Source organism: Streptomyces sp. NPDC093065, from assembly GCF_044754585.1.
GTDB lineage: Bacteria > Actinomycetota > Actinomycetes > Streptomycetales > Streptomycetaceae > Streptomyces.
This window is the reverse complement of sequence record NZ_JBIVPJ010000001.1, coordinates 487650-506223: the sequence shown is the minus strand read 5'-3', so window position 1 is coordinate 506223 and position 18574 is coordinate 487650. Positions and strand designations below refer to the sequence as shown.

The 18574-nt window shown below is 72.8% G+C and carries 17 protein-coding genes; 4 read left to right on the top strand and 13 right to left on the bottom strand.

The annotated features are described in order from the left end of the window. Positions 1–322 precede the first annotated feature (322 nt). The gene (locus ACIQFU_RS02155) at positions 323–1687 is read right to left on the bottom strand and encodes an SGNH/GDSL hydrolase family protein (RefSeq protein WP_402548321.1); all 1365 of its coding nucleotides are present in this window, start codon (positions 1685–1687) and stop codon (positions 323–325) included. Between the two features lie 198 nt (positions 1688–1885). On the opposite strand from ACIQFU_RS02155, the gene ACIQFU_RS02150 reads away from it, so the two are divergent. The 3 genes from ACIQFU_RS02150 (at position 1886) to ACIQFU_RS02140 (ending at position 5267) form a co-directional block, all read left to right on the top strand. Beyond that, positions 1886–3271: a DUF445 domain-containing protein gene (locus ACIQFU_RS02150; RefSeq protein WP_402548320.1), complete on the top strand. Its 1386-nt coding sequence runs from the start codon at positions 1886–1888 to the stop codon at positions 3269–3271. Between the two features lie 84 nt (positions 3272–3355). After that, entirely contained in the window at positions 3356–4861 is a 1506-nt protein-coding gene (locus ACIQFU_RS02145; protein WP_402548319.1) for an MFS transporter, read from the top strand. A 46-nt stretch (positions 4862–4907) separates the two neighbouring features. Further along, on the top strand, positions 4908–5267 hold the full coding sequence (locus tag ACIQFU_RS02140) for a VOC family protein (protein ID WP_402548317.1): 360 nt from the start codon (positions 4908–4910) through the stop codon (positions 5265–5267). Between the two features lie 15 nt (positions 5268–5282). Here ACIQFU_RS02140 and ACIQFU_RS02135 read toward each other — a convergent pair whose 3' ends face one another. The 10 genes from ACIQFU_RS02135 to ACIQFU_RS02090 all read right to left on the bottom strand — a co-directional run bounded on the left by ACIQFU_RS02135 (position 5283) and on the right by ACIQFU_RS02090 (position 14799). Beyond that, positions 5283–5585 carry a hypothetical protein gene (locus ACIQFU_RS02135; protein ID WP_402548316.1) on the bottom strand — a complete coding sequence of 101 codons (303 nt, stop codon included), beginning with the start codon at positions 5583–5585 and terminating at the stop codon, positions 5283–5285. Positions 5586–5846: 261 nt separating this feature from the next. Beyond that, positions 5847–7073: a cytochrome P450 gene (locus tag ACIQFU_RS02130; RefSeq protein WP_402548314.1), complete on the bottom strand. Its 1227-nt coding sequence runs from the start codon at positions 7071–7073 to the stop codon at positions 5847–5849. An 11-nt stretch (positions 7074–7084) separates the two neighbouring features. Further along, the gene (locus tag ACIQFU_RS02125) at positions 7085–8317 is read right to left on the bottom strand and encodes a cytochrome P450 (RefSeq protein ID WP_402548313.1); all 1233 of its coding nucleotides are present in this window, start codon (positions 8315–8317) and stop codon (positions 7085–7087) included. Then, the gene (locus tag ACIQFU_RS02120) at positions 8314–8862 is read right to left on the bottom strand and encodes a GTP-binding protein (RefSeq protein ID WP_402548483.1); all 549 of its coding nucleotides are present in this window, start codon (positions 8860–8862) and stop codon (positions 8314–8316) included. Before ACIQFU_RS02120 ends, ACIQFU_RS02125 begins: the two co-directional genes overlap by 4 nt. Before the next feature lie 112 nt (positions 8863–8974). Further along, entirely contained in the window at positions 8975–9328 is a 354-nt protein-coding gene (locus ACIQFU_RS02115; RefSeq protein ID WP_402548312.1) for a DUF742 domain-containing protein, read from the bottom strand. Beyond that, positions 9325–9747 carry a roadblock/LC7 domain-containing protein gene (locus ACIQFU_RS02110; RefSeq protein WP_373899893.1) on the bottom strand — a complete coding sequence of 141 codons (423 nt, stop codon included), beginning with the start codon at positions 9745–9747 and terminating at the stop codon, positions 9325–9327. Before ACIQFU_RS02110 ends, ACIQFU_RS02115 begins: the two co-directional genes overlap by 4 nt. A 2-nt stretch (positions 9748–9749) precedes the next feature. Then, positions 9750–11321, bottom strand: coding sequence for an ATP-binding protein (locus ACIQFU_RS02105; RefSeq protein WP_402548311.1), 1572 nt, complete (start codon positions 11319–11321; stop codon positions 9750–9752). Between the two features lie 677 nt (positions 11322–11998). Then, positions 11999–13804, bottom strand: a complete 1806-nt coding sequence (locus tag ACIQFU_RS02100) for a hypothetical protein (protein ID WP_402548310.1) — start codon at positions 13802–13804, stop codon at positions 11999–12001. A gap of 213 nt (positions 13805–14017) precedes the next feature. Then, positions 14018–14149, bottom strand: coding sequence for a hypothetical protein (locus ACIQFU_RS02095; protein WP_402548309.1), 132 nt, complete (start codon positions 14147–14149; stop codon positions 14018–14020). Further along, a complete protein-coding gene (locus ACIQFU_RS02090) occupies positions 14146–14799 on the bottom strand; it encodes a TetR/AcrR family transcriptional regulator (RefSeq protein ID WP_402548308.1) in 654 nt (217 codons plus the stop codon). Before ACIQFU_RS02090 ends, ACIQFU_RS02095 begins: the two co-directional genes overlap by 4 nt. Positions 14800–14899: 100 nt before the next feature. Here ACIQFU_RS02090 and ACIQFU_RS02085 point away from each other — a divergent pair, with 100 nt between their 5' ends. Further along, entirely contained in the window at positions 14900–15925 is a 1026-nt protein-coding gene (locus ACIQFU_RS02085; protein ID WP_402548307.1) for a hypothetical protein, read from the top strand. A gap of 54 nt (positions 15926–15979) precedes the next feature. On the opposite strand, the gene ACIQFU_RS02080 is transcribed toward ACIQFU_RS02085, so the two are convergent. Both ACIQFU_RS02080 and tgmC read right to left on the bottom strand, forming a co-directional pair. Then, positions 15980–16819: a DUF899 family protein gene (locus ACIQFU_RS02080; protein ID WP_402548481.1), complete on the bottom strand. Its 840-nt coding sequence runs from the start codon at positions 16817–16819 to the stop codon at positions 15980–15982. 185 nt (positions 16820–17004) lie between these two features. Next, on the bottom strand, positions 17005–18222 hold the full coding sequence (tgmC, locus tag ACIQFU_RS02075) for an ATP-grasp peptide maturase system methyltransferase (RefSeq protein ID WP_402548305.1): 1218 nt from the start codon (positions 18220–18222) through the stop codon (positions 17005–17007). Between the last annotated feature and the right edge of the window lie 352 nt (positions 18223–18574).

The window sequence follows — 18574 nt, the reverse complement described above, 5'->3', positions numbered from 1 at the left end:
GGGCGGGGCCCGTGGGGGCCGGAGGCCGTGCGTTGTGCCGGCTCGGGGCGTGCCCGCACCGCGCCTCGCCGGGAGCCACGGGTGGGCTGGTCCGGCCGGGGTCCGTGTGCCGCACCGCACGGGGCCGTCGGGCCAGGGTCCGTGTGCCGGACTGCCCGGGGCCGTCGGGTGGGGGGGACGTGTGCTGCAGCGCACGGGGACGCCGGGCGCGGGGCGGTGTGACGCGCCGTGACCTCCGGTGGGGGTGCCGTTGCCTTCGGTGGAGCGGTGGTCGGGTGGTGTTCCTGGGGGTCCGGTCGGTCCCGGGGCCGGCCGGGCGGGCCTATGCCTTGACCGGGGCCGCGCCCTTCAGGGTGTCCAGGTCGAGGGTCCGGCCCATGCGGGCGTAGCCCTTGTCGCCGGGGTGCAGGTGGTCGCCGCTGTCGTAGTCGGAGCGCATCCGGCGCGGGTCGTAGGGGTCGCGCAGGGCCTTGTCGAAGTCGACGACCGCGTCGAAGACCCGGCCGGAGCGGATCTCCCCGTTGATCTCCTGCCGCATCGTCTCGCGGGCCCGGGTGTAGCCGCCGTAGCCGCCGAACGGAGTGATCGTCCCGCCGACGACCCGCAGCCCCCGGGCGTGTGCCTGGTCGACGAGGGTGCGCAGGCCGGTGAGGACGGCGTCGCGGTCGGCGAGTTCCGGGCTGTGCAGGATGTCGTTGACGCCGAGGAGGACGACGACGACCTTGACGTTGGTGCGTTGCAGCACGTCGCGTTCGAAGCGGCTCAGCCCGCTCGGGTTGTCGGCCGGCCGGCCCGCCCTGCCGGTCAGGATCCGGTTGCCGCTGATGCCCTCGTTCACGACGCTGTAGCGGGGCGTGTCCCGGCCGTCGCCGGCCGCGTCGTGCAGCCGCTCGGCGAGGACGTCGGTCCAGCGGTGGTTGGCGTCGACGCCGGCGCCGAGACCGTCGGTGATCGAGTCGCCGAAGGCCACGACCGTGCCGTCGGCCTCGTGGCTCAGCACGTCGAGGGCGGTCAGATAGCGCCAGTACGGCGTGGGGGTGGTGTAGGCGACGGCCGTGACGTCCGCCGTGCGGTCGCCGTCGGCGAGGTAACTGGTCTGCCGGGCCATCGGATGGTAGGTCACCGGTCCGGAGGGGATGGGGGAGTACGTGGTGACCAGCACGTTCGCCCCGTAGGGGATGGCGATGCGGGCGATGTCGCTCATCACCTGACCGCCCGCCGGGATGATCACCCGGGCGCTGCCGCCGAAGGTCAGCCGGCGCATGGTGTCGGCGATCGCGGCGGCAGTGTCGGGCCCCGCGGCCAGGGCTATCGAGGCGTGCGTGACGGTCAGCGGCGACTGCCCGTACAGGTTGGACAGGGTGATCCGCGCGCTGGTGCCGCCGACCGAGGTGTGCACGACGTTGCGCACGGAGCGGCCCGCCATGCCGGTCGTCTCGGTGCCCGGCTCGGCCGCGGCCGGCGCGGTGGCCCAGGCGCCCACCCAGGCGCCCGTGGAGGCGGGGGCGGCCTCTCCCCGTGAGAGACGGCCTCCGGCCTGCAGCGCGTGGTCCCTGGTGCCGTCGTCCGCGGACGCTCCGGCGTATATGGCCGCGGAGATCGCCACTATCAGGGTGACGATCGCCGCGAGCAGGGCACGGTGCTTGGTGGGAGGCGCCCCCGCACCCCCGTCACGACCCCGGGTCATGCTCTTCTGTTCTCCTCGGGCGAGGGGAGCCCCGAGGCTCCGGTCCGATGACCCCATGATGCGTCATGGGTGGGGGAAGTGCCGCAGGAGCCCCGGGCGTTCCCCCTCGGGGACAGACGCCGGGAACTTGTGTTCCGTTCCGGGAGTCGGTCAGGAAGGGACAATGTGTGAGGGACTTCTCAGCGAACGGTGGAGCGGATGGAACGCACGAAAGCGGAACTTCCTGAGGGTGCGGGGGCCACAGGTGGTTCCGGGGGCGCCGGAGGGGGCGCGGGGGCGGGCACCGGTGGCGCCGCCACGGGGGCGGTGCGCGACCGCGCGATGACGTCCTTCAGCCCGGCCGACGAGGAGAAGCGCCGCGGCGTGCGCCGGATGAAGCTCACCGCCACCGGCCTGCTGCTCTTCGTCGCCGTGGTCTACGTCCTGGCCGAGTGGGCCGCCCACCGGGGCGCGGGCGCCTGGGCGGGCTACGTGTCGGCCGCCGCCGAGGCCGGCATGGTCGGCGCGCTCGCCGACTGGTTCGCGGTCACCGCCCTCTTCCGCCACCCCCTCGGCATCCCCATCCCGCACACCGCGATCATCCCGAAGAAGAAGGACCAGCTGGGCGTCTCGCTCGGCGAGTTCGTCGGGGAGAACTTCCTCTCCGAGGCCGTCGTGCGCCAGCGCCTGCGCGCCGTCGGCATCGGCAGCCGCCTCGGCGCCTGGCTGGCCGTGCCCGAACACGCCGACCGGGTGACGGCCGAGCTGTCCGCCGCCCTGCGCGGAGCCCTCACCGTGCTGCGCGACTCCGACGTCCAGGCGGTGGTCGGCGAGGCGATCACGCGCCGGGCCGACGCGCAGGAGATCGCGCCCGGCATCGGGAAGATGCTGGACCGGGTCGTCTCCGACGGCGGCCACAGGCGCGCCGTCGACCTGATCGTCTCCCGCGCCCACGACTGGCTGATCCTGCACGGCGACTCGGTGATGGACGCCGTCCAGGGCGGGGCGCCCGGATGGACGCCCCGGTTCGTGGACCGGAAGATCGGCGACCGCGTCTACAAGGAGCTGCTGCGCTTCGTCACCGAGATGCGCGACATGCCCGCCCACCCCGCGCGCGGCGCCCTGGACCGCTTCCTCACCGACTTCGCCGCCGACCTCCAGTCCGACACGGAGACCCGCGCGCGGGTGGAGCGGCTGAAGACCGAGGTGCTGGGCCGCGGCGAGGTCCAGGACCTGATCGCGTCCGCCTGGACGGCCGTACGGTCCATGATCGTCTCGGCGGCGGAGGACGAGCGCAGCGAACTGCGGCTCAGGGTGCGCGCGTCGCTGCTCTCCCTGGGCACCCGGATGGCCTCCGACCCCAAGGTGCAGGGCAAGGTCGACGGATGGGTGGAGGGCGCCGCGGTCTACGTGGTGACCACCTACCGGCGCGAGATCACCTCCCTGATCACCGACACGGTCGCGAGCTGGGACGCCGAGCACACCACGAAGAAGATCGAGGCGAACATCGGCCGCGACCTCCAGTTCATCCGCATCAACGGCACGGTGGTCGGCTCGCTGGCCGGGCTGCTGATCTACACGGTCTCCCGCATCCTGGGGGCGTAGCACCCGGCGCGGCGGGCGTGTTCCCCGCGGCGTTGGGCACACGTGAGGCGTTCGCTCGGCGGAGAGCCCGACGGAGAGGGTGCCATGACAGCAGAAGCGTCGTCGTCGGGTTCGGTGCCCGCCTCCACCGGGACGGTCACCACGGCCGTACCGGCCCGCCTGGACCGGCTGCCCTGGTCGCGCTGGCACTGGATGATCGTGATCGGCCTGGGCACCGTCTGGATCCTGGACGGCCTGGAAGTCACGATCGTCGGCAACGTCGCCGGACGGATCGCCGAGGACGGCAGCGGCCTGGACATCAGCTCCGCCCAGATCACCGGCCTCGCCGCCGCCCTCTACGTGGCGGGGGCCTGCTCCGGCGCCCTGTTCTTCGGCTGGCTGACCGACCGGCACGGCCGCAAGAAGCTGTTCATGATCACGCTGGTGGTCTATCTGGCGGCGACCGCGCTGACCGCGGTCTCCTTCGAGTCCTGGTGGTTCTTCCTCTTCCGCTTCCTCACCGGCTTCGGCATCGGCGGCGAGTACGCGGCGATCAACTCCGCGATCGACGAGCTGATCCCGTCCCACTACCGGGGCCGCGTCGACCTCATCATCAACGGCAGCTACTGGCTCGGCGCGATCGGCGGCGCCCTGCTGTCCATCGTGATGCTGGACACCGACATCTTCGCCAAGGACGTCGGCTGGCGGCTCAGCTTCGCCCTCGGCGTGCTCCTGGGCCTGGTGGTGCTGCTGGTGCGGCGGCACGTCCCCGAGAGCCCACGCTGGCAGTTCATCCACGGCCAGGGCGAGAAGGCCGACAGACTCGTCGCCTCCGTCGAACGGGAGATCGAGCAGGAGAAGGGCGAGAAGCTGCCCCCGCCCGCCGGTGAGATCACCATCCACCAGCGCAAGTCCATCGGCTTCGGCCTGATCGCCAAGACCGTCTTCGGCCGCTACCCGCGCCGCGCGATCCTCGGCCTGTCCCTCTTCATCGGGCAGGCGTTCCTCTACAACGCCATCACCTTCGGCTTCGGCACCATCCTCATCACGTTCTTCGACGTGCCGACCGGCAGCACCGGCTACTACTTCGCGGTCATCGCCGCGGGCAACTTCTGCGGTCCGCTGCTGCTGGGCCACCTCTTCGACACCGTCGGCCGCCGCATCATGATCTCCGGCACCTATCTGCTCTCCGGCATCCTGCTGTTCGGCACGGCCTGGCTCTTCGACCGCGGCTCGCTCACGGCGACGACCATGACGGCCTGCTGGTGCGTGGTGCTGTTCTTCGCCTCGGCGGGTGCCTCCAGCGCGTACCTGACCGTCTCCGAGATCTTCCCCATGGAGACCCGGGCCATGGCCATCGCCTTCTTCTACGCCCTCGGCACCGCCGCCGGCGGTATCAGCGGCCCGCTGCTCTTCGCCGACCTGACCGAGTCCGGCGTGGTCGGCGACACGGTGCTGGCCTTCCAGATCGGCGCGGGACTGATGTGCGCGGCCGGCCTGGTGGCGGCGTTCCTCGCGGTGAAGGCGGAACGCCGCTCGCTGGAGGACATCGCCGAGCCGCTTTCGACGGCGTCGCCGGGAACGGCCGGCTCCGGCCGGGGGACCGCGTAGCGTCGTACCCGCCGAACCGACCCGGCACAGACGTCGAGGAGCCCCGATGAGCATTCGCAGGATCGTCCCCAACATCCACGTCGAGGCCGAGGAGCAGTGGACCACGAGCCGCGACTTCTACGGCCTGCTCGGCTTCGAGGAGGTCATGGACATGGGCTGGGTGACGACCCTGGCCTCCCCGTCCAACCCGACCGCCCAGATCAGCCTGTTCACCGAGGAGCGCACGGCGCCCGTCGTCCCCGACCTGAGTGTGGAGGTCGAGGACGTCGACGCCGTCTACGAGCAGGTCACCGCGTCGGGCGCCGAGATCGTACGGGAGCCGCAGAACGAGGAGTGGGGCGTACGGCGCTTCTTCGTACGGGCCCCGGACGGCCGGGTGATCAACGTGCTGACCCACCTGACCTGAGCGGCAGACCCTTTTTCAGGCGCGCCGGTCGGCGACCGCCCAGGAGGCCAGCGCCACCGCGCCGGCCACACCGAACACGGCGGGCCACGCGCCGACCTTCTTGGCCAGCGGGTGCGACCCGGCGAACCCGGCGACGTACGCCGCCGTCAGCGCGCCCGCGGCCCGCCCGCCGGCCCGCTCCCGCCACTGCTGCGCGGCGGCGGCCCCGGCGACGGCGAGCACGGCCCCGCCCAGCTGCCGCTTCTTCGTCCAGCGGGCCACGCCGTACCCGCCGACGAGACCGCCCGCGGCGACCACCGCGCTGGGAACCTTCGCCATGTCTGCCTCCTGCACTGCCGGACCGGTCCGGTCGAACCTGGTTCCGACGAACCGACTTGTCGGGTTCGAGGCTAATCCCCGCCCCTTTCGGCCGAGCACCGAGCCCTGATCGCGGCACTCGCGGGCATCCGCCCCGTCGGCAGCCGGCAGCCGGCAGCCGGCAGCCGACGGGCGACTGCGAGCCGGGGATGTTCGGCTGGAGCACCGGGCTCCGGCCGTCGACCCCCGGCTTCCCCGGCTCCCGGACCCGCGGCGCGCCGCTCAGCCGGCGTGCAGCAGTACCGGCAGCCGCTGGTGGCCGTTGCTGATCAGGGAGGGCACGGGCGGCAGCTCCTCGGCCGGATCGGCGAGGCGGATGTCCGGGAAGCGGCCGAAGAGGCTCTCCAGCGCCAGCGTCACCTCCATGCGGGCCAGCGGCGCGCCCAGGCAGAAGTGGACACCGTGACCGAAGGCCAGATGCTCCTTGACCGTGCGGGTGGCGTCGAAGGTGTCGGCGTCCTCGTGCCAGTCCGGATGGCGGTTGGCGGCGGCGTACGAGGCGAGGATGGCCTCCCCGCGGGCGATGGTCCGCCCGTCCGGCAGGGGAATGTCGGTGACCGCGAACCGCAGCGGCAGATGCTTGACCGCTGGTTCGTGGCGCAGCGTCTCCTCCACCACGTCCCCCCAGACGATCTCGCCCTTGCGGACCAGCGCCAGCTGGTCGGGGCGGGTCAGCAGGGTGTGCACGGCCTGGTCGATGACGTTGACGGTGGTCTCGTAACCGGCGCTGATCATCAGCAGCAGGGTGTCGCGCAGCTCCTCGGGCGAGAGGCGGTCGCCGTCCCCCTCGTCGTCCCGCGCGGAGATGAGCAGGGACGTCATGTCGTCGCCCGGGGTGGCGCGCTTGGTGGCGATGAGCTCGTCCAGGACCTCGTACAGGCGTGCGGTGTTGGCCTGTGCCTCGGCCTGGTCGAGGGTGGTGTCGAAGACGCCGTCCACGAGGGCGCGGAAGCCGTCGCGCCGGTCCTCGGGCACGCCCATGAGGTGACCGATGACCGCGATCGGCAGCGGGTAGGCCAGCTCCTGGCGCAGATCGACCGGCTCACCGGCGGGAAGCTCCGCGAGCCGGTCGACGAGCGTGGTCACCATCTTCTCGACGGCCGGGCGCATCGCGGCTATTCGGCGGGCGCTGAAGGCGGGCGCCACCAGCCGGCGCAGCTTGCGGTGGTTGGGACCGTAGGCGGTGAACATGTTCTCCACCGCCACCCACAGGGCGAGCGGCCAGGTGGAGACGACCTCGCCGAAGGCGGGCCAGTGCGCCCGCGCGTCCTTGGAGACGTCGGGGCTGGTGAGCAGGTGTTTGAGGAGGGCGGGGTCGCTCACCGACCAGGCCTGCACCCCGAGGACGTCCACCCGCGTGGCCGGGCCGCCCTCCCGCAGGGTGCGGTGCTCGGCGTGGTGGCCGGCGCCGGTGGGGTCGAGGACGAGGGCGGGCTGCTGGGTCGCCATGACCTGGCTCCTTAGTGTGCGGCGGGTTGCGCGGCGGGGAAGGTGACGGGCAGGGATTCGAGGGCGCGGTGGAACGGGCCGGGGCGCCAGGTCAGTTCGGCGGGCGGGCGGGCCAGGTCCGTCTCCGGCAGCGCGTCCAGGAGGTGGGTGACCGCGGTCTCGGCGATCAGGTAGGCGTGCGAGCGGGCGGGGCAGGTGTGCGGGCCGGTGCTCCACGCCAGGTGGGCGCGGTTGCCGCCGTGCTGTCCCTCGGGCACGCCCTCGGTGAGGGCCGGGTCGTTGTTCGCGGCCGCCATCGAGATCACCACCGGCTGGTCGGCGGGCAGCAGCACGCCCTCCACGTCGATGGGGTACGGCGGGTAGGAGATGCAGTAGTTCGCCATCGGCGGGTCGGTGTAGAGGACGGCGTCGAGCGCGTCGCGCACCGTGGAGAGCCCGGCGTGCAGGTCCGCGGAGAACTCCTCGTCGGTGAGGATCTTCAGGATCGTGTTGCTGATCAGGTTGGTCAGCGGTTCGATCCCGGCGCCGTAGAGCGTGACGAGCTGGTGGCTCATCTCCTCGTCGCTCAGCTCGGCGGAGTGCAGGGCCAGCCGGGACGTGATGTCGTCGCCGGGGTGGGCCCGCCGCAGGGCCACCAGGTCGGACACGGCGCGGGCGAGGATCAGGTTGCCCTGGTCGGCGTTGGTGGTGTCGAAGATCTTCGCCATGCCCTCGGCGATGCGCTGCCCGATCTCGTCCGGGCAGCCCAGCAGCGCGCTCAGCACGCTGAACGCGATGGGGAACGAGTACTGGGTGAGCAGGTCCGCCGAGCCGGCCGTGCGGAACCCGTCGATGGCGCCGTCGGCGACCTTCTCGACGAGGGCACGCAGTCCGTGCTGGTCGACCCTGTCGATGGCGTGGGTGTTGGCCGCCCGGTAGCGGGCGTGCTCGGCGCCGCCCGAGCGCAGCGCGTTGGGCCGCCACTCCATCATCGGCCGCACCGGGCAGGTCGCCGGGATCAGCTTCTCCCAGGCCCGGGGATCGGCCGGGAAGTGCAGCGGGTCGTTCAGGATGCGGCGGGCCTGGTAGTAGCCGATCACCAGGGTCGCGGGGACGCCGGGCGCCAGGTCGACCGGGACGAGCGGACCGTGGGTGCGGCGCATCCTCCGGTAGGCGGCGTGCGGGTCGGCGGCGAACTCCGGTGCGTACAGGGCGATCCGGCCCGGGGGACCGGCGGGCACGGACTCTGCGGAGGGCGGCGTCATCGGCGGGACTCCAGGAGGGCGGCCGAGCGGTGCTCGGAGAGGTACTCGGTGAGCGTGATCAGGGCGTGCAGGGAGGAGATGCGGTCGCGTGCGTCGCAGTACGTCAGCGGCGTCGCCGGCTCAAGGGCCAGCGCCTCGCGCAGCTCTGCCTCGGGATACTCCGGGGCGCCCGGGAAGGTGTTGATGGCGACGGCGTACGGGATGCCCGCGCCGTCGAGCAGGCCGAGGGCGTCGTGGGAGGCGTCGAGGTCACGGGTGTCCGCCAGGACGAGACAGCCGAGGGCACCCTCGGCCAGGTCCTCCCACAGCGGCTGGAACCGGGACTGCCCGGGCAGCCCGAACAGGTACAGCGCGAGCCGGCCGCCGGCCATGTGGATGCGGCCGAAGTCCATCGCCACGGTGGTCGTCGTCTTGTGCGGGGTGCCGCGCAGGTCGTCCACACCGGCGCTGGCCTGCGTGATCGGCTCCTCCATCCGCAGCGGCCGCACCTCCGAGACACTGCCGATCAGCGTCGTCTTGCCGACGCCGAAGCCGCCCGCGACCACGATCTTCGCCGACCGGGTCACCGTGGCGGGGACGTAGGTGACGGGCGGGTCGACCCGGCCGGACCGGTCGGCACCTCCGGCCCCGGCGGACGCCTCGGTCCGGTCGGCCCGGTCAGACCAGGGAGCGAAGTCCACGGAGTACCTCCTGCAGCAGGTCGAAGTCGGGCTGGTCGTCGATCGCGGCGACCGGGCTGGCGAGGTGGCCGGAGTCCATCAGGGAGGAGACGAGGATGCGCACCGTGGAGGGCGGCAGCTCCAGCGCGGCGGCGATGTCGGCGACGGCCAGGCCGCCGTCCGCGCCGCCGAACAGCCGCATCACCCGGCGGGCGTCCGGCCCGAGGGTGTCCGTGGGGCCGGTCGCGGCGATGACCACGCTCTCCAGGCGCACGTCCTCGCGCGCACGGATCCGGCCCTGGGTGCGGACGTAGGGCCGGACCATGTCGGGGTCACGCCGCGGCCCGCTCATACCGGTGAGCCGCCGTCCGCGACCGGCACGCGCTCCTCCGTGCCCAGCTCGTGCCCCACCCGGGTGGCGAGGCGCACCATGTGGTGCGAGATCAGGCCGACGTCGGCGTCGGGACCGGTCGTGCACACCGACAGCATGGTGTTCTTCGCGGCGGTGGTCGTCAGCCCGATGCAGCCGACCGACTCGATCAGCAGCTGCCGCATCCCCGCGCCGCCGGTGAACTCGTCCCAGGCCTTGCCCGCCGCGCGCAGCGCCGCCGTCAGCGCGGCGAACTTCTCCCCGTCGTCCTGGCCGATCGTCTCGGTGCGGGCCTTCAGCAGCCCGTCGCTGCTCATCAGCACGGCGTACCGGACGCCCTCGACGCTGCCGAGTTCCTGGTCCAGCAGCCAGCCCAGGCTGTTGGTGTGTGTGTCTTGCACGATCAGTGTCCTTCGTCGTCAGCGCCGTCATGGGGGGTGGGGTGAGCGGCGGCGGTGTGGATGGCGTCGGCGGAGGCGGGCGAGGGCCGCTCCCCCTCCCGGCCGCTGCGGGTGCCGGCCGCCCAGGCGGCGGCGACGGCGGGACGGCCGGGCTCGGTGTCGTCGGGGGCGGCGGGGCGGCGGGCCGGGGCGGGCGCGGGGGAGCGCCTGCGGACGGTCAGACCGCTGGCGGTGGTGGTGGCCGAGGGGGCGGGAGCCGAGAGGGCCGGCTCGGGGGCGGGTGCGGGTGCGGCGGCCGGGGCCGGCTCGGGTACGGCGGCCGGCGCCGGTTCGGGTGCGGGCGCGGCGGAAGACACGGCGGCCTCCTGTTCCGTCTCTTCTTCCGCGGCCTGCTCCGCGGTCGGACCGGTCGCCTCCACGGCCTTCGGCGGCAGCGACCGGGACACTGCCTGCGGCACCGGCTGGGCCGCCGACGGGTCGACGACCAGGTTCTTCGGCAGGACGACCATGGCCCGGGTCCCCTGGTAGATGTTGGGCGCGGTCAGCTCGACGCGGAAGCCGTAGTTCTCCGCCAGCAGGGACGCCACGCGCAGCCCGGTCTGGGGGTGGGCGCCCAGGCGGGTGATGTCGTCGCGCTGCTCGCCGGACATCACGTCGCTGGCCCACAGCAGCCGCTCGTCGTCCATGCGCAGACCGGCGTCGTCCACGATCAGGAAGCAGGCGTGGTGCCCCTGTTCCAGCGAGACGTGGACACTGGCGGCGGGCGGCGAGTAGCGCAGCGCGTTGTCCAGCAGTACGGCGAGCGCGTGCACGACCGCCTCCACGGCGCGGCCCTCGACCACCACGGACCCCATCTCGGGGTGCTTGATCCGCTCGTACCCCTCGATCCGGCCCATGGCCGCGCGCACGATGTCGGTCAGCGTGGTGGCGGGCCAGCGCCGGGACAGCTTGTCCCCGGCGAGCACGGAGTACCCGGACGCCGTGAGCAGCATCTGCTGCGCGAGGTGGTCGATCTCCACGAGCGTCGCGTACGCCTCGTCCGAGATGTGCCGCCGTACGCCCTGGCTGACGGCCCGGCCCAGCTTCGCCGAGCGGGCCACGACGTTGTTGGCGAAGCCGCGCACGGCGGCCCGGGCGACGCCGACGGACTCGTGCCGTACCTGCGCGATCTGCCGCTCGGTGTCCTGGCGCACCCGCTCGGCCGCGTGGGCCGCGGCCTGTTCGGCGGCCGCCCGCTCCTGCGCCCGTACGTCCGCCACCGCGGCGGCCACCGCGCCGGGCACGGCACGCAGCCGCTCGGCGAGCGGAGTCCCGTCGAGCTGCGCCGGTACGGGCAGCCCGCCCTCGGGCCCCGCGCCGCCGCGGCCGCCCGTCGCCGCCGCCGGGATCACGGTGGCGGCCAGGTGCCCCACGCACTGCTCGGCGGCGACGAGTTGCAGGGTGAGCCGGTCGGCGTGCTCGCGCAGCTGCTCGGCCCGGCGACGGGCCTGCTCGCCCTTGCGCCGGAAGTACCACGCGGCCCCGACTCCGGCCACCGCCAGCGCGGCGGTGACGGTCACTATCAGTTCAGTCATCAGGTCCTCACGGATCGGAAGCCGTCGGTGTGGGCGAGGTGGCCGAGGCGGGCCGGCGCACAGGGGCGGGTCGCAGCGGCGGGGGCGCGGGCCGGCCCGATGACGACCGGGCTCTCAACGGGCCCCGGCGGACCGCTGTCTTCCCTGGGCACCTCATGCCGCGAAGTCGGCAGCGGCGCGGGCGACGGCGAAGGCGCACGACATGGAACTCCAAGGAACACGCGAGGGCCGGTACGAGCAGGGGGCGCCGCCGGCGCGGACTCGAAACGGAACGGGAACGCGCATCCCCGGCCGCCTCGAACTCCCGTATCCGCGAACGGCGTTCGACGTACAGGAGGGGACACTACCGCTTGTGCTCACACGTCGTGTCAACCTCGTGACTGCGAGCCGGAACCGCCGGGGGTTTGATGCGAAAAATGCCCGGATGGCGGCTGAACGCCATTGGCCGAAAAGGGAGTTGGCCCGACGGGTGACCCCCTGGTAATGGCCCGGTCGGCTTCGGCGGGACGCCTCACGGTCACCTGCGGGGCGGCCGGCCCCGGTCTCTCCCCGTACCGCCTGATGCGCACCGTCGGGACCTGGGCGCGGACCCGCACGGACGCGGCGCCGGCCCACCGCGAGGCATACGACGGCCGCGCCGCCGCCCGTCCCGAACAGCCCGCATTCCGCCTCCCGGATCACCCGGAGGCCAGCTGCTCCGCGATCTCCTTGAGCCAGGCGCCCCTGTGCTCCGGGTCGTTGAGGCTCGCCTCCCACGCCGCCCGTTCCATCCTGTGCTGGTCGGGGCCCGCCTTCAGGGCGACGAGCAGCTCCCGGGCGGACTGCCGTACCTCGGGCGTCGTCTCGGCGCTCCCGGGGACGTCGGGACCCGCCGCCATCCGGTAGATCTTGTGCGCCATCAGCCGGCGCTCGTGCCGCGACACCTTCTTCCAGACCTTCAGGGAGTGCTTCAGCGACTCCCAGCCGGACTTGGCCGCCACCGCCTCCTCGCCCTCCGGCGTGTAGCGCTCGGGGTGGTGGGCCTCCTCGAAACGCTTCTTCGCCGCCCGGCCCCCCTTGTAGCCGGCGACGCCGAGGATGAGGCCCGCCCCCACGGCGGCGGTGATCCAGCCCGCTGGGTTGCTCCCCAGCGCCCCCGCGGCGGCGACCGTGGCCACGATGCCGCCGGCGGCCTTGGCGGGCTCGCCCAGCACACCGCCGACCGTCTCCTTGCCGATCTTGGTGAGCTGCTTCTTCTTCGCGTACTTCTGCGTCTGCCCCAGGGTCTCCACGTCCAGCTCGGCGCGCTGGTGGGCGGCATGGGCGTCACTGGCGCGGATGTACGCGGCGCCGAGGGCGTCGGCGGCAGCGGTGGCGGCCGGGTACCACAGCGCGGGCCGGCGGCCCCGGTTGGCCTCCACGACGGCCTCCAGGTTCGCGGTCAGCTCGTCGACCCGCTGGACCGCCGCGCCCACCTCGCCCTGGAGCCGGGCCAGCAGCTCCGCGTGGACGGCGCCGGCCTCCCCGAGGTTCTTGACCCGCCGGTACTTGCGGGTCGCCCCGCCGACCCGGCCCGCGGCACGGGCGCCCTTCCACAGGCCGGTGACGGCGCTGAAGACGCCGCTCACCTCGGCCGCGGTCGCGGTGTCCGCCACCGCCTGGAGCTTGACCGCGTCCTTGGCGACGGCGGCGCCGTACCCACCCGTACTGGCGGTTCCGACGACCGCGTCGGCTCCCTTGGTCTTCGACTTCTTCCTCGCCGTGTGGTGCGCGGCTCCGGTCCGGTTCTTCCTGGACGCCTTCAGGTTCTTGAGCGCGTCCAGGGAGTTGACCACGACGCCGGTCAGCTCGGTGAGGAGGTTCCACGAAGCGCCCGAGGTCCCCGAGGCGGCGGCGTCGTGCTTCAGGGCTCCGTCGCCCGACGCGGTGGCCGTCTGGCCGAGGCCGGCGCTGGTGGGGGACTGGGCGCCCTTGGCCAGGTTGTCCGTGGGTTCGAGGTTCCTCTTGAACCGCTCCAGCAACTCGGTGGCCTTCTTGAGGAGTTCCTCCCGGGCCCTAGCGTCGGTCTCCGTCCCGTCGGCTTCCGTCCCGTCGGCTTCCGGTTCCCGCGCCGTCACGAAGGTGTCAGGGGTGCCGGGCCGGGACGTGTCGTGGCTGTCCGGGGTGCCGGGCCGTGCGGTCACGAAGGTGTCCGGCGTGCCGGGCCGGGATGTCTCGTGGGTGTCCGGCGTGCCGGGCCGTGCCGTCACGAAGGTGTCAGGGGTGCCCGGCCGGGACGACTCGGCGGACTCCCGGGGCCGTTCCACGGTCGCGTTCCTGACGCGCTGCACCGCGGCGGTCGCGGCCCGGTTGCCCGCGGTGGACTGGAACTGGAGGAAGGCCTGCTCCGCCGATCTCCCGGACGGACTCCCGGTCCGGTTCCCGGCCCCTTGCCGACGCTGCCTGGCCGAGGTCGCCGTGGCCACGGACGGCCGGGTCGGGGTCTGCTGGACCGGGGTGCTCATGGGGACATACCTCTCCTGCGCAGGACCGGGCGACGTGAAGGTAGCCAGGCACGGCGAACAGAAGGGGTGCGGTGGGGAAACACTTCCCGCACGCGTGCGGAACGCGTCGTGGTCGCGGGGCACCGCCAGGAGACCGGCGCACACCAGGAGTCGGGATCAGTGACGGTCGGGCGCCGCGGTCACCCCCGGCGGGACGGGAGCGGCGCGGTCACTTCAGTGGGCCGGGAGCGGCGTGGCCGACGGCCGCCACAGCCGCAGCCGGGCGGTGTGCAGTACGGGCGTGACCAGGGACATGCACATCATCTCGCGCGCTTCATCTCGCGCCGTCACCCGTGTCGACGTCACGGCCCGACGGCCCCCTCCGCGGCGTCGAACGCGGGCGCGAGCGGGGCCAGCGCCGCACGGAGCCGGTCGGACAGCGGGCCGACGGGCACGACCAGCCCCCCGGAGTCCAGGCCCCCGTCGGCCCCCGCGTCCCCGGCCGGCCGCAGCCAGCCTTCCAGCGCGATGCGAACCGCCGCCGCCACGCTCGCCGCGAGAACACGGGCGGTGGGTGCTCCGGAGTCACCCAGGCGTTCGGCGATCACCGCCGTGAGAGGGGGTTCGATGCCGGCGGTGGTGTCGAGGAGCGCCTCGCGCAGCGCGGGCCGGCTGGTGATGAACAGCAGCGCCTCGGGGGCGCGTTCACCGGCGTTCGTGTACTGCTCGACTACCGCTTCGGTGACGGCTTCGGCCAGGCGTACCCCTACGGGCCGGGCCGCGACCGCCGCCGCGATCCGCGCCTCCCGGTCCGCGGTGACGGCGGAGACGATCGCCTGCTCGCGGCTGGCGAAGTAGTTGTTGTAGGTGCGCGGCGAGACCCCGGCCGCCTCGGCGATGTCCTCGACCCGCACCCGGTCGGGGCCGCGCTCCATGGCCAGACGCAGGGCCGCCGCACGCAGCGCCTCGCGCGTGGCCTGCTTCTTCCGCTCCCGCAGCCCCGGTGGTGTCGTCACGGTGCCAGCGTTCCACAGAAGGCTGCGCGCACGCAAACTTGCGTGCACGCACTTTTACTGCCAGCCTCACCCCACCGAGACCGACCGGGAGGACATCACCATGCGGGCAAGAGGAATGACCTACGACACCGGATTCGTCCTGCACGGCCAGACGGCCCGCGAGCACTTCGACCCCGAAGTGGTCCGGCGCGAACTCACCGTCATCCGCGACGACCTGCACTGCAACGCGGTCCAGATCATCGGCGGCGACCCGGACCGCCTGGAGCAGGCCGCCGCTGCCGCCGCCGAGCTGGGCCTGGAGGTGTGGTTCTCGCCGTATCCCCTGGAACTGGATCCCGGGCAGATCCTCACCCTCTTCCGCGACTGCGCCGAGCGGGCGGAGCGGCTCCGGCAGCGCGGGGCCGAGGTCGTGTTCGTAGCGGGGGTCGAGCTGAGCGTGATGAACCGCGGGTTCCTGCCCGGACAGAGCCCCGAGGAGCGGGTCGCGGGACTGATGAGCCCACCCGAGCGCCGGGCCGAGACGATTCGTGAACTCGGCGTACGCGTCAACGCGTTCCTCGGCGACGCGGCGGCCGCGGTCCGCGAGCGCTTCCAGGGTCGGCTCACCTACGCGGCCATCCAGTTCGAGCAGGTCGACTGGACCCCCTTCGACATCGTGACGTACGAACTGCTCCGCTCCGCCGAGGTCGCCGACCGGTTCCGGGACGCGGTGCGCACCCTGGCCCGGGGCCCGAAGCCGCTCGCCGTCACCGGGTTCGGCACCGCCGCCTACCGAGGCGCGGGGGACCGCGGCGGGCGGGTGCTGGAAGTGGTCGAGTACGAGCCGCGGACCAAGGCCCCCCTACGGCTGGACGGCGTCTACGAGCGGGACGAGGCCGGCCAGGCCGCCTACCTCAGCGAACTGCTGGAGATCTTCGAGACCGAGGGCGTGGACAGCGCGTTCGTCTTCCTGTTCGCCCTGCCCGGCTACCCTCACCGCCCGGACGGCGACCCCAGGGACGACCTGGACCGCGCCGGCCTCGGCATCGTCAAACTCCTCGAAGGACGCCGGGGGCAGACCTATCCCGACATGGACTGGGAACCCAAGGCCGCCTTCGCGGCGGTGGCGCAGCGGTACGGGAGGTGACGGGACGGTTCGGGGACGTTCACCCTGACTGGATCCTGACACGCTGACACGCGATCAGTGGCAGTGACCGGGCTCGGCCGCCGGGCCGGTGGCGGTGGCGCCCAGGTCGTCGGAGCGTCCGGCGTCGACGCGCGGCCACTGCGCTGTGGGACGTCCACCCGGCCATTCCCGCAGAGGGGGCCAGTCGGGAGCCCCGCCCAGGGTCCGCGAGGCGTGCCCGAGGCGCGGCCAGTTGGCCGGAGAGTCCTCCCAGGCCTCCTGACGCCCGAAGACCGTGAGATCCATGAGCGCGTAGCTGTAGTCCACCGCCTCGGCCCCGCGACGCTTGGTCCAGTAGGTCTCGAAGACACGGTCGCCGTCGCGCAGGTAGCACACCAGGTGGAACAGGCCGAGCTCCCGGCCGGCAAGAAGCGAGTCGAGCGAGGGCTGGGCGGAGTACCAGGGCATCGCCCAGCCCATGAAGGCGCGGTAGCGCAGGCTCTCCTCGTACGACGTCCGCGCGTCCCCGAAGCCGTAGGCCGTGTTCCGCCCCTGACAGAACACGGCGAAGGTGATGTCGCGGGAGTGCAGATAGGCCAGCTCGCCCACGTGACTCATCACCCACGTACAGCCTTCGCACTGCTCGGCGGCCGGCCGGCCGGGCCACCACATGAAGTAGTAGGTGATCATCTGCCGTCGCCCCTCGAACGCGTCCAGGAGCGTGATGGGGCCGTCCGGCCCCAGCAACGGACTGTCCGCGGCCACCTCGACCATCGGGAGCCTGCGGCGCGCCGCGGCGATCGCGTCACCCTCCCTGGTGTGGGCCTTCTCCCTCGCCCGCAGCCCTTCCAGCTGCTGCTCGAACGTCGCGCGGTCGACGACCGGCGGTTGCGCCTCGCTCGGATTCCCGGACATCAGCGGCTCCCGGCATCGCTTCGTCGCGACCACGGGGCCTCCTCAGCAACGCAGCCGCCGGTCGGGATCGCCGTCATACGCGATCCCACCTGCCTCCATCGTCTCCGAACCTGCCGACGACCGCTGGGTGGGCGTATCGATTCCAGTCCCCCGCGTGCTTCCGTGAGGGCGCCCTTCTCTGTTCATCAGTCCCCTGAGGGAAGCCGCAGCTGCGGCACCTGCGTGTGCAGCAGCCGTTGGCCGTCACCGTCCACCCGCAGGGTGTACGTCTCCGGTCCCGGCCGCCCCGCCGCGTCGAAGGCGTCGACGAAGTCCTCGATCCGGCTCCACAACTTCACCGGTCCGCTTTCCCGGACACCCCAGTACCCGTCCTCGGGCGTGAGCGTGGCGACGGCCCCGGAGACCACGTCGATGAGGTGCAGCACCCCGCCGACGGTGACCATCTGCGCGTCGGGTACGGCACTCTGGGCGAGGAACCGCAGGTGGAAGGCCTCCTCGGTCGCGGCCGTAATCCGCTCCGGCGCGTGCCGCGCAGACCGGGGCCGCACCTCGTGCAACCCTGCGGCCCAGTCCGCGGGATTCCCGTACGCCGGTGCCGCATGGGTGCGGGCGGGCATGAAGGAGATGGTGCCGGGCAGCAAGGGCCCCTCGGCGGTGCCGTCCCCGGCGACGGTGAGCAGAACGCGGGCGTTGCCGTAGAGCCACCCCGACAGGGGGAGCAGGAGCTTGCCGCCGGGCCGGGTCTGGCTGAGCAGAGCCGACGGCGCGGAGCGGAAGGAGCAGGCGGCCACGATCCGGTCGAACCAGGCCTCGGGCCAGTAGCCGTACGACCCGTCGGCCCGGCCGAGCGTCGGCGTGTAGCCGCAGCCGTACAGGGCGTCGGCCGCCGCCTCCAGCCTCACGGCGTCGACCTCGACGCTGGTCACATGGGACGACCCCAGCCGTTCACAGGCCAGCGCCGTCGAGTATCCGGTCCCCGTCCCGATCTCCAGGACCGTGTGCTCCTCGGCGACGTCCGCGTCCGACCACATGCGCAGGACGAGTGAGGGCAGCGTCGACGACGAGGTGGGCGCCCCTCCGTGCCGGACGGCCGGCTGCCGCCAGTCGGTCTCCTCGCCGTCGAACTGCGTGATGAGTGTGGTGTCCGAGTACGAGGCGGCAAGCCAGCGCCCGTAGTCGGACTTCGACGTCACCGGCTCCCACACGGTCGGCCCGTGCGCGTCGGGTTCGTCGGAGGGGAGGTAGAAGCCGGGCACGAACGCGTGACGCGGCACCTTCTCCGCGGCCGCGAGCCAGGCCGGGTGGACCGGGAGCCCGGCATCGGGGTCGACTTCGGAGAGGCCCTTGACCATCGCCGCGCGCAGTGCCCCGGCGTCGTTGTCGAGGTCCGCGGGCAGAGTCATGAGCTGCCGGTTCCTTTCATACTCGATGCTTGCGCGTAGTCGGAGCCGAATCAGGCGACGGGGGACATGAACCGCGGTACGACAGAGCGATTCGGCCAGTCGTCAGGACTTCGTGATTGGCGAAGAGCATGCCGAGTTCGAAGCGTCGGCCGATGTGGGCAGTCCACTTCACGCTGCCCACATCACCGGAGTTCACGATCCGGGCACGAACCGCCTGAGTGAGGATCCATCGGGCCTGCTCCTCCGGGGTGCTACGGCCGCCCAGGTCCCGGGACAGGTGCCAGAGTTCGTCTCCATTGCTGTTGGCATCCACAACGGCGACAAGCCCAATGTCGCCCAACTCGCGCTCGTC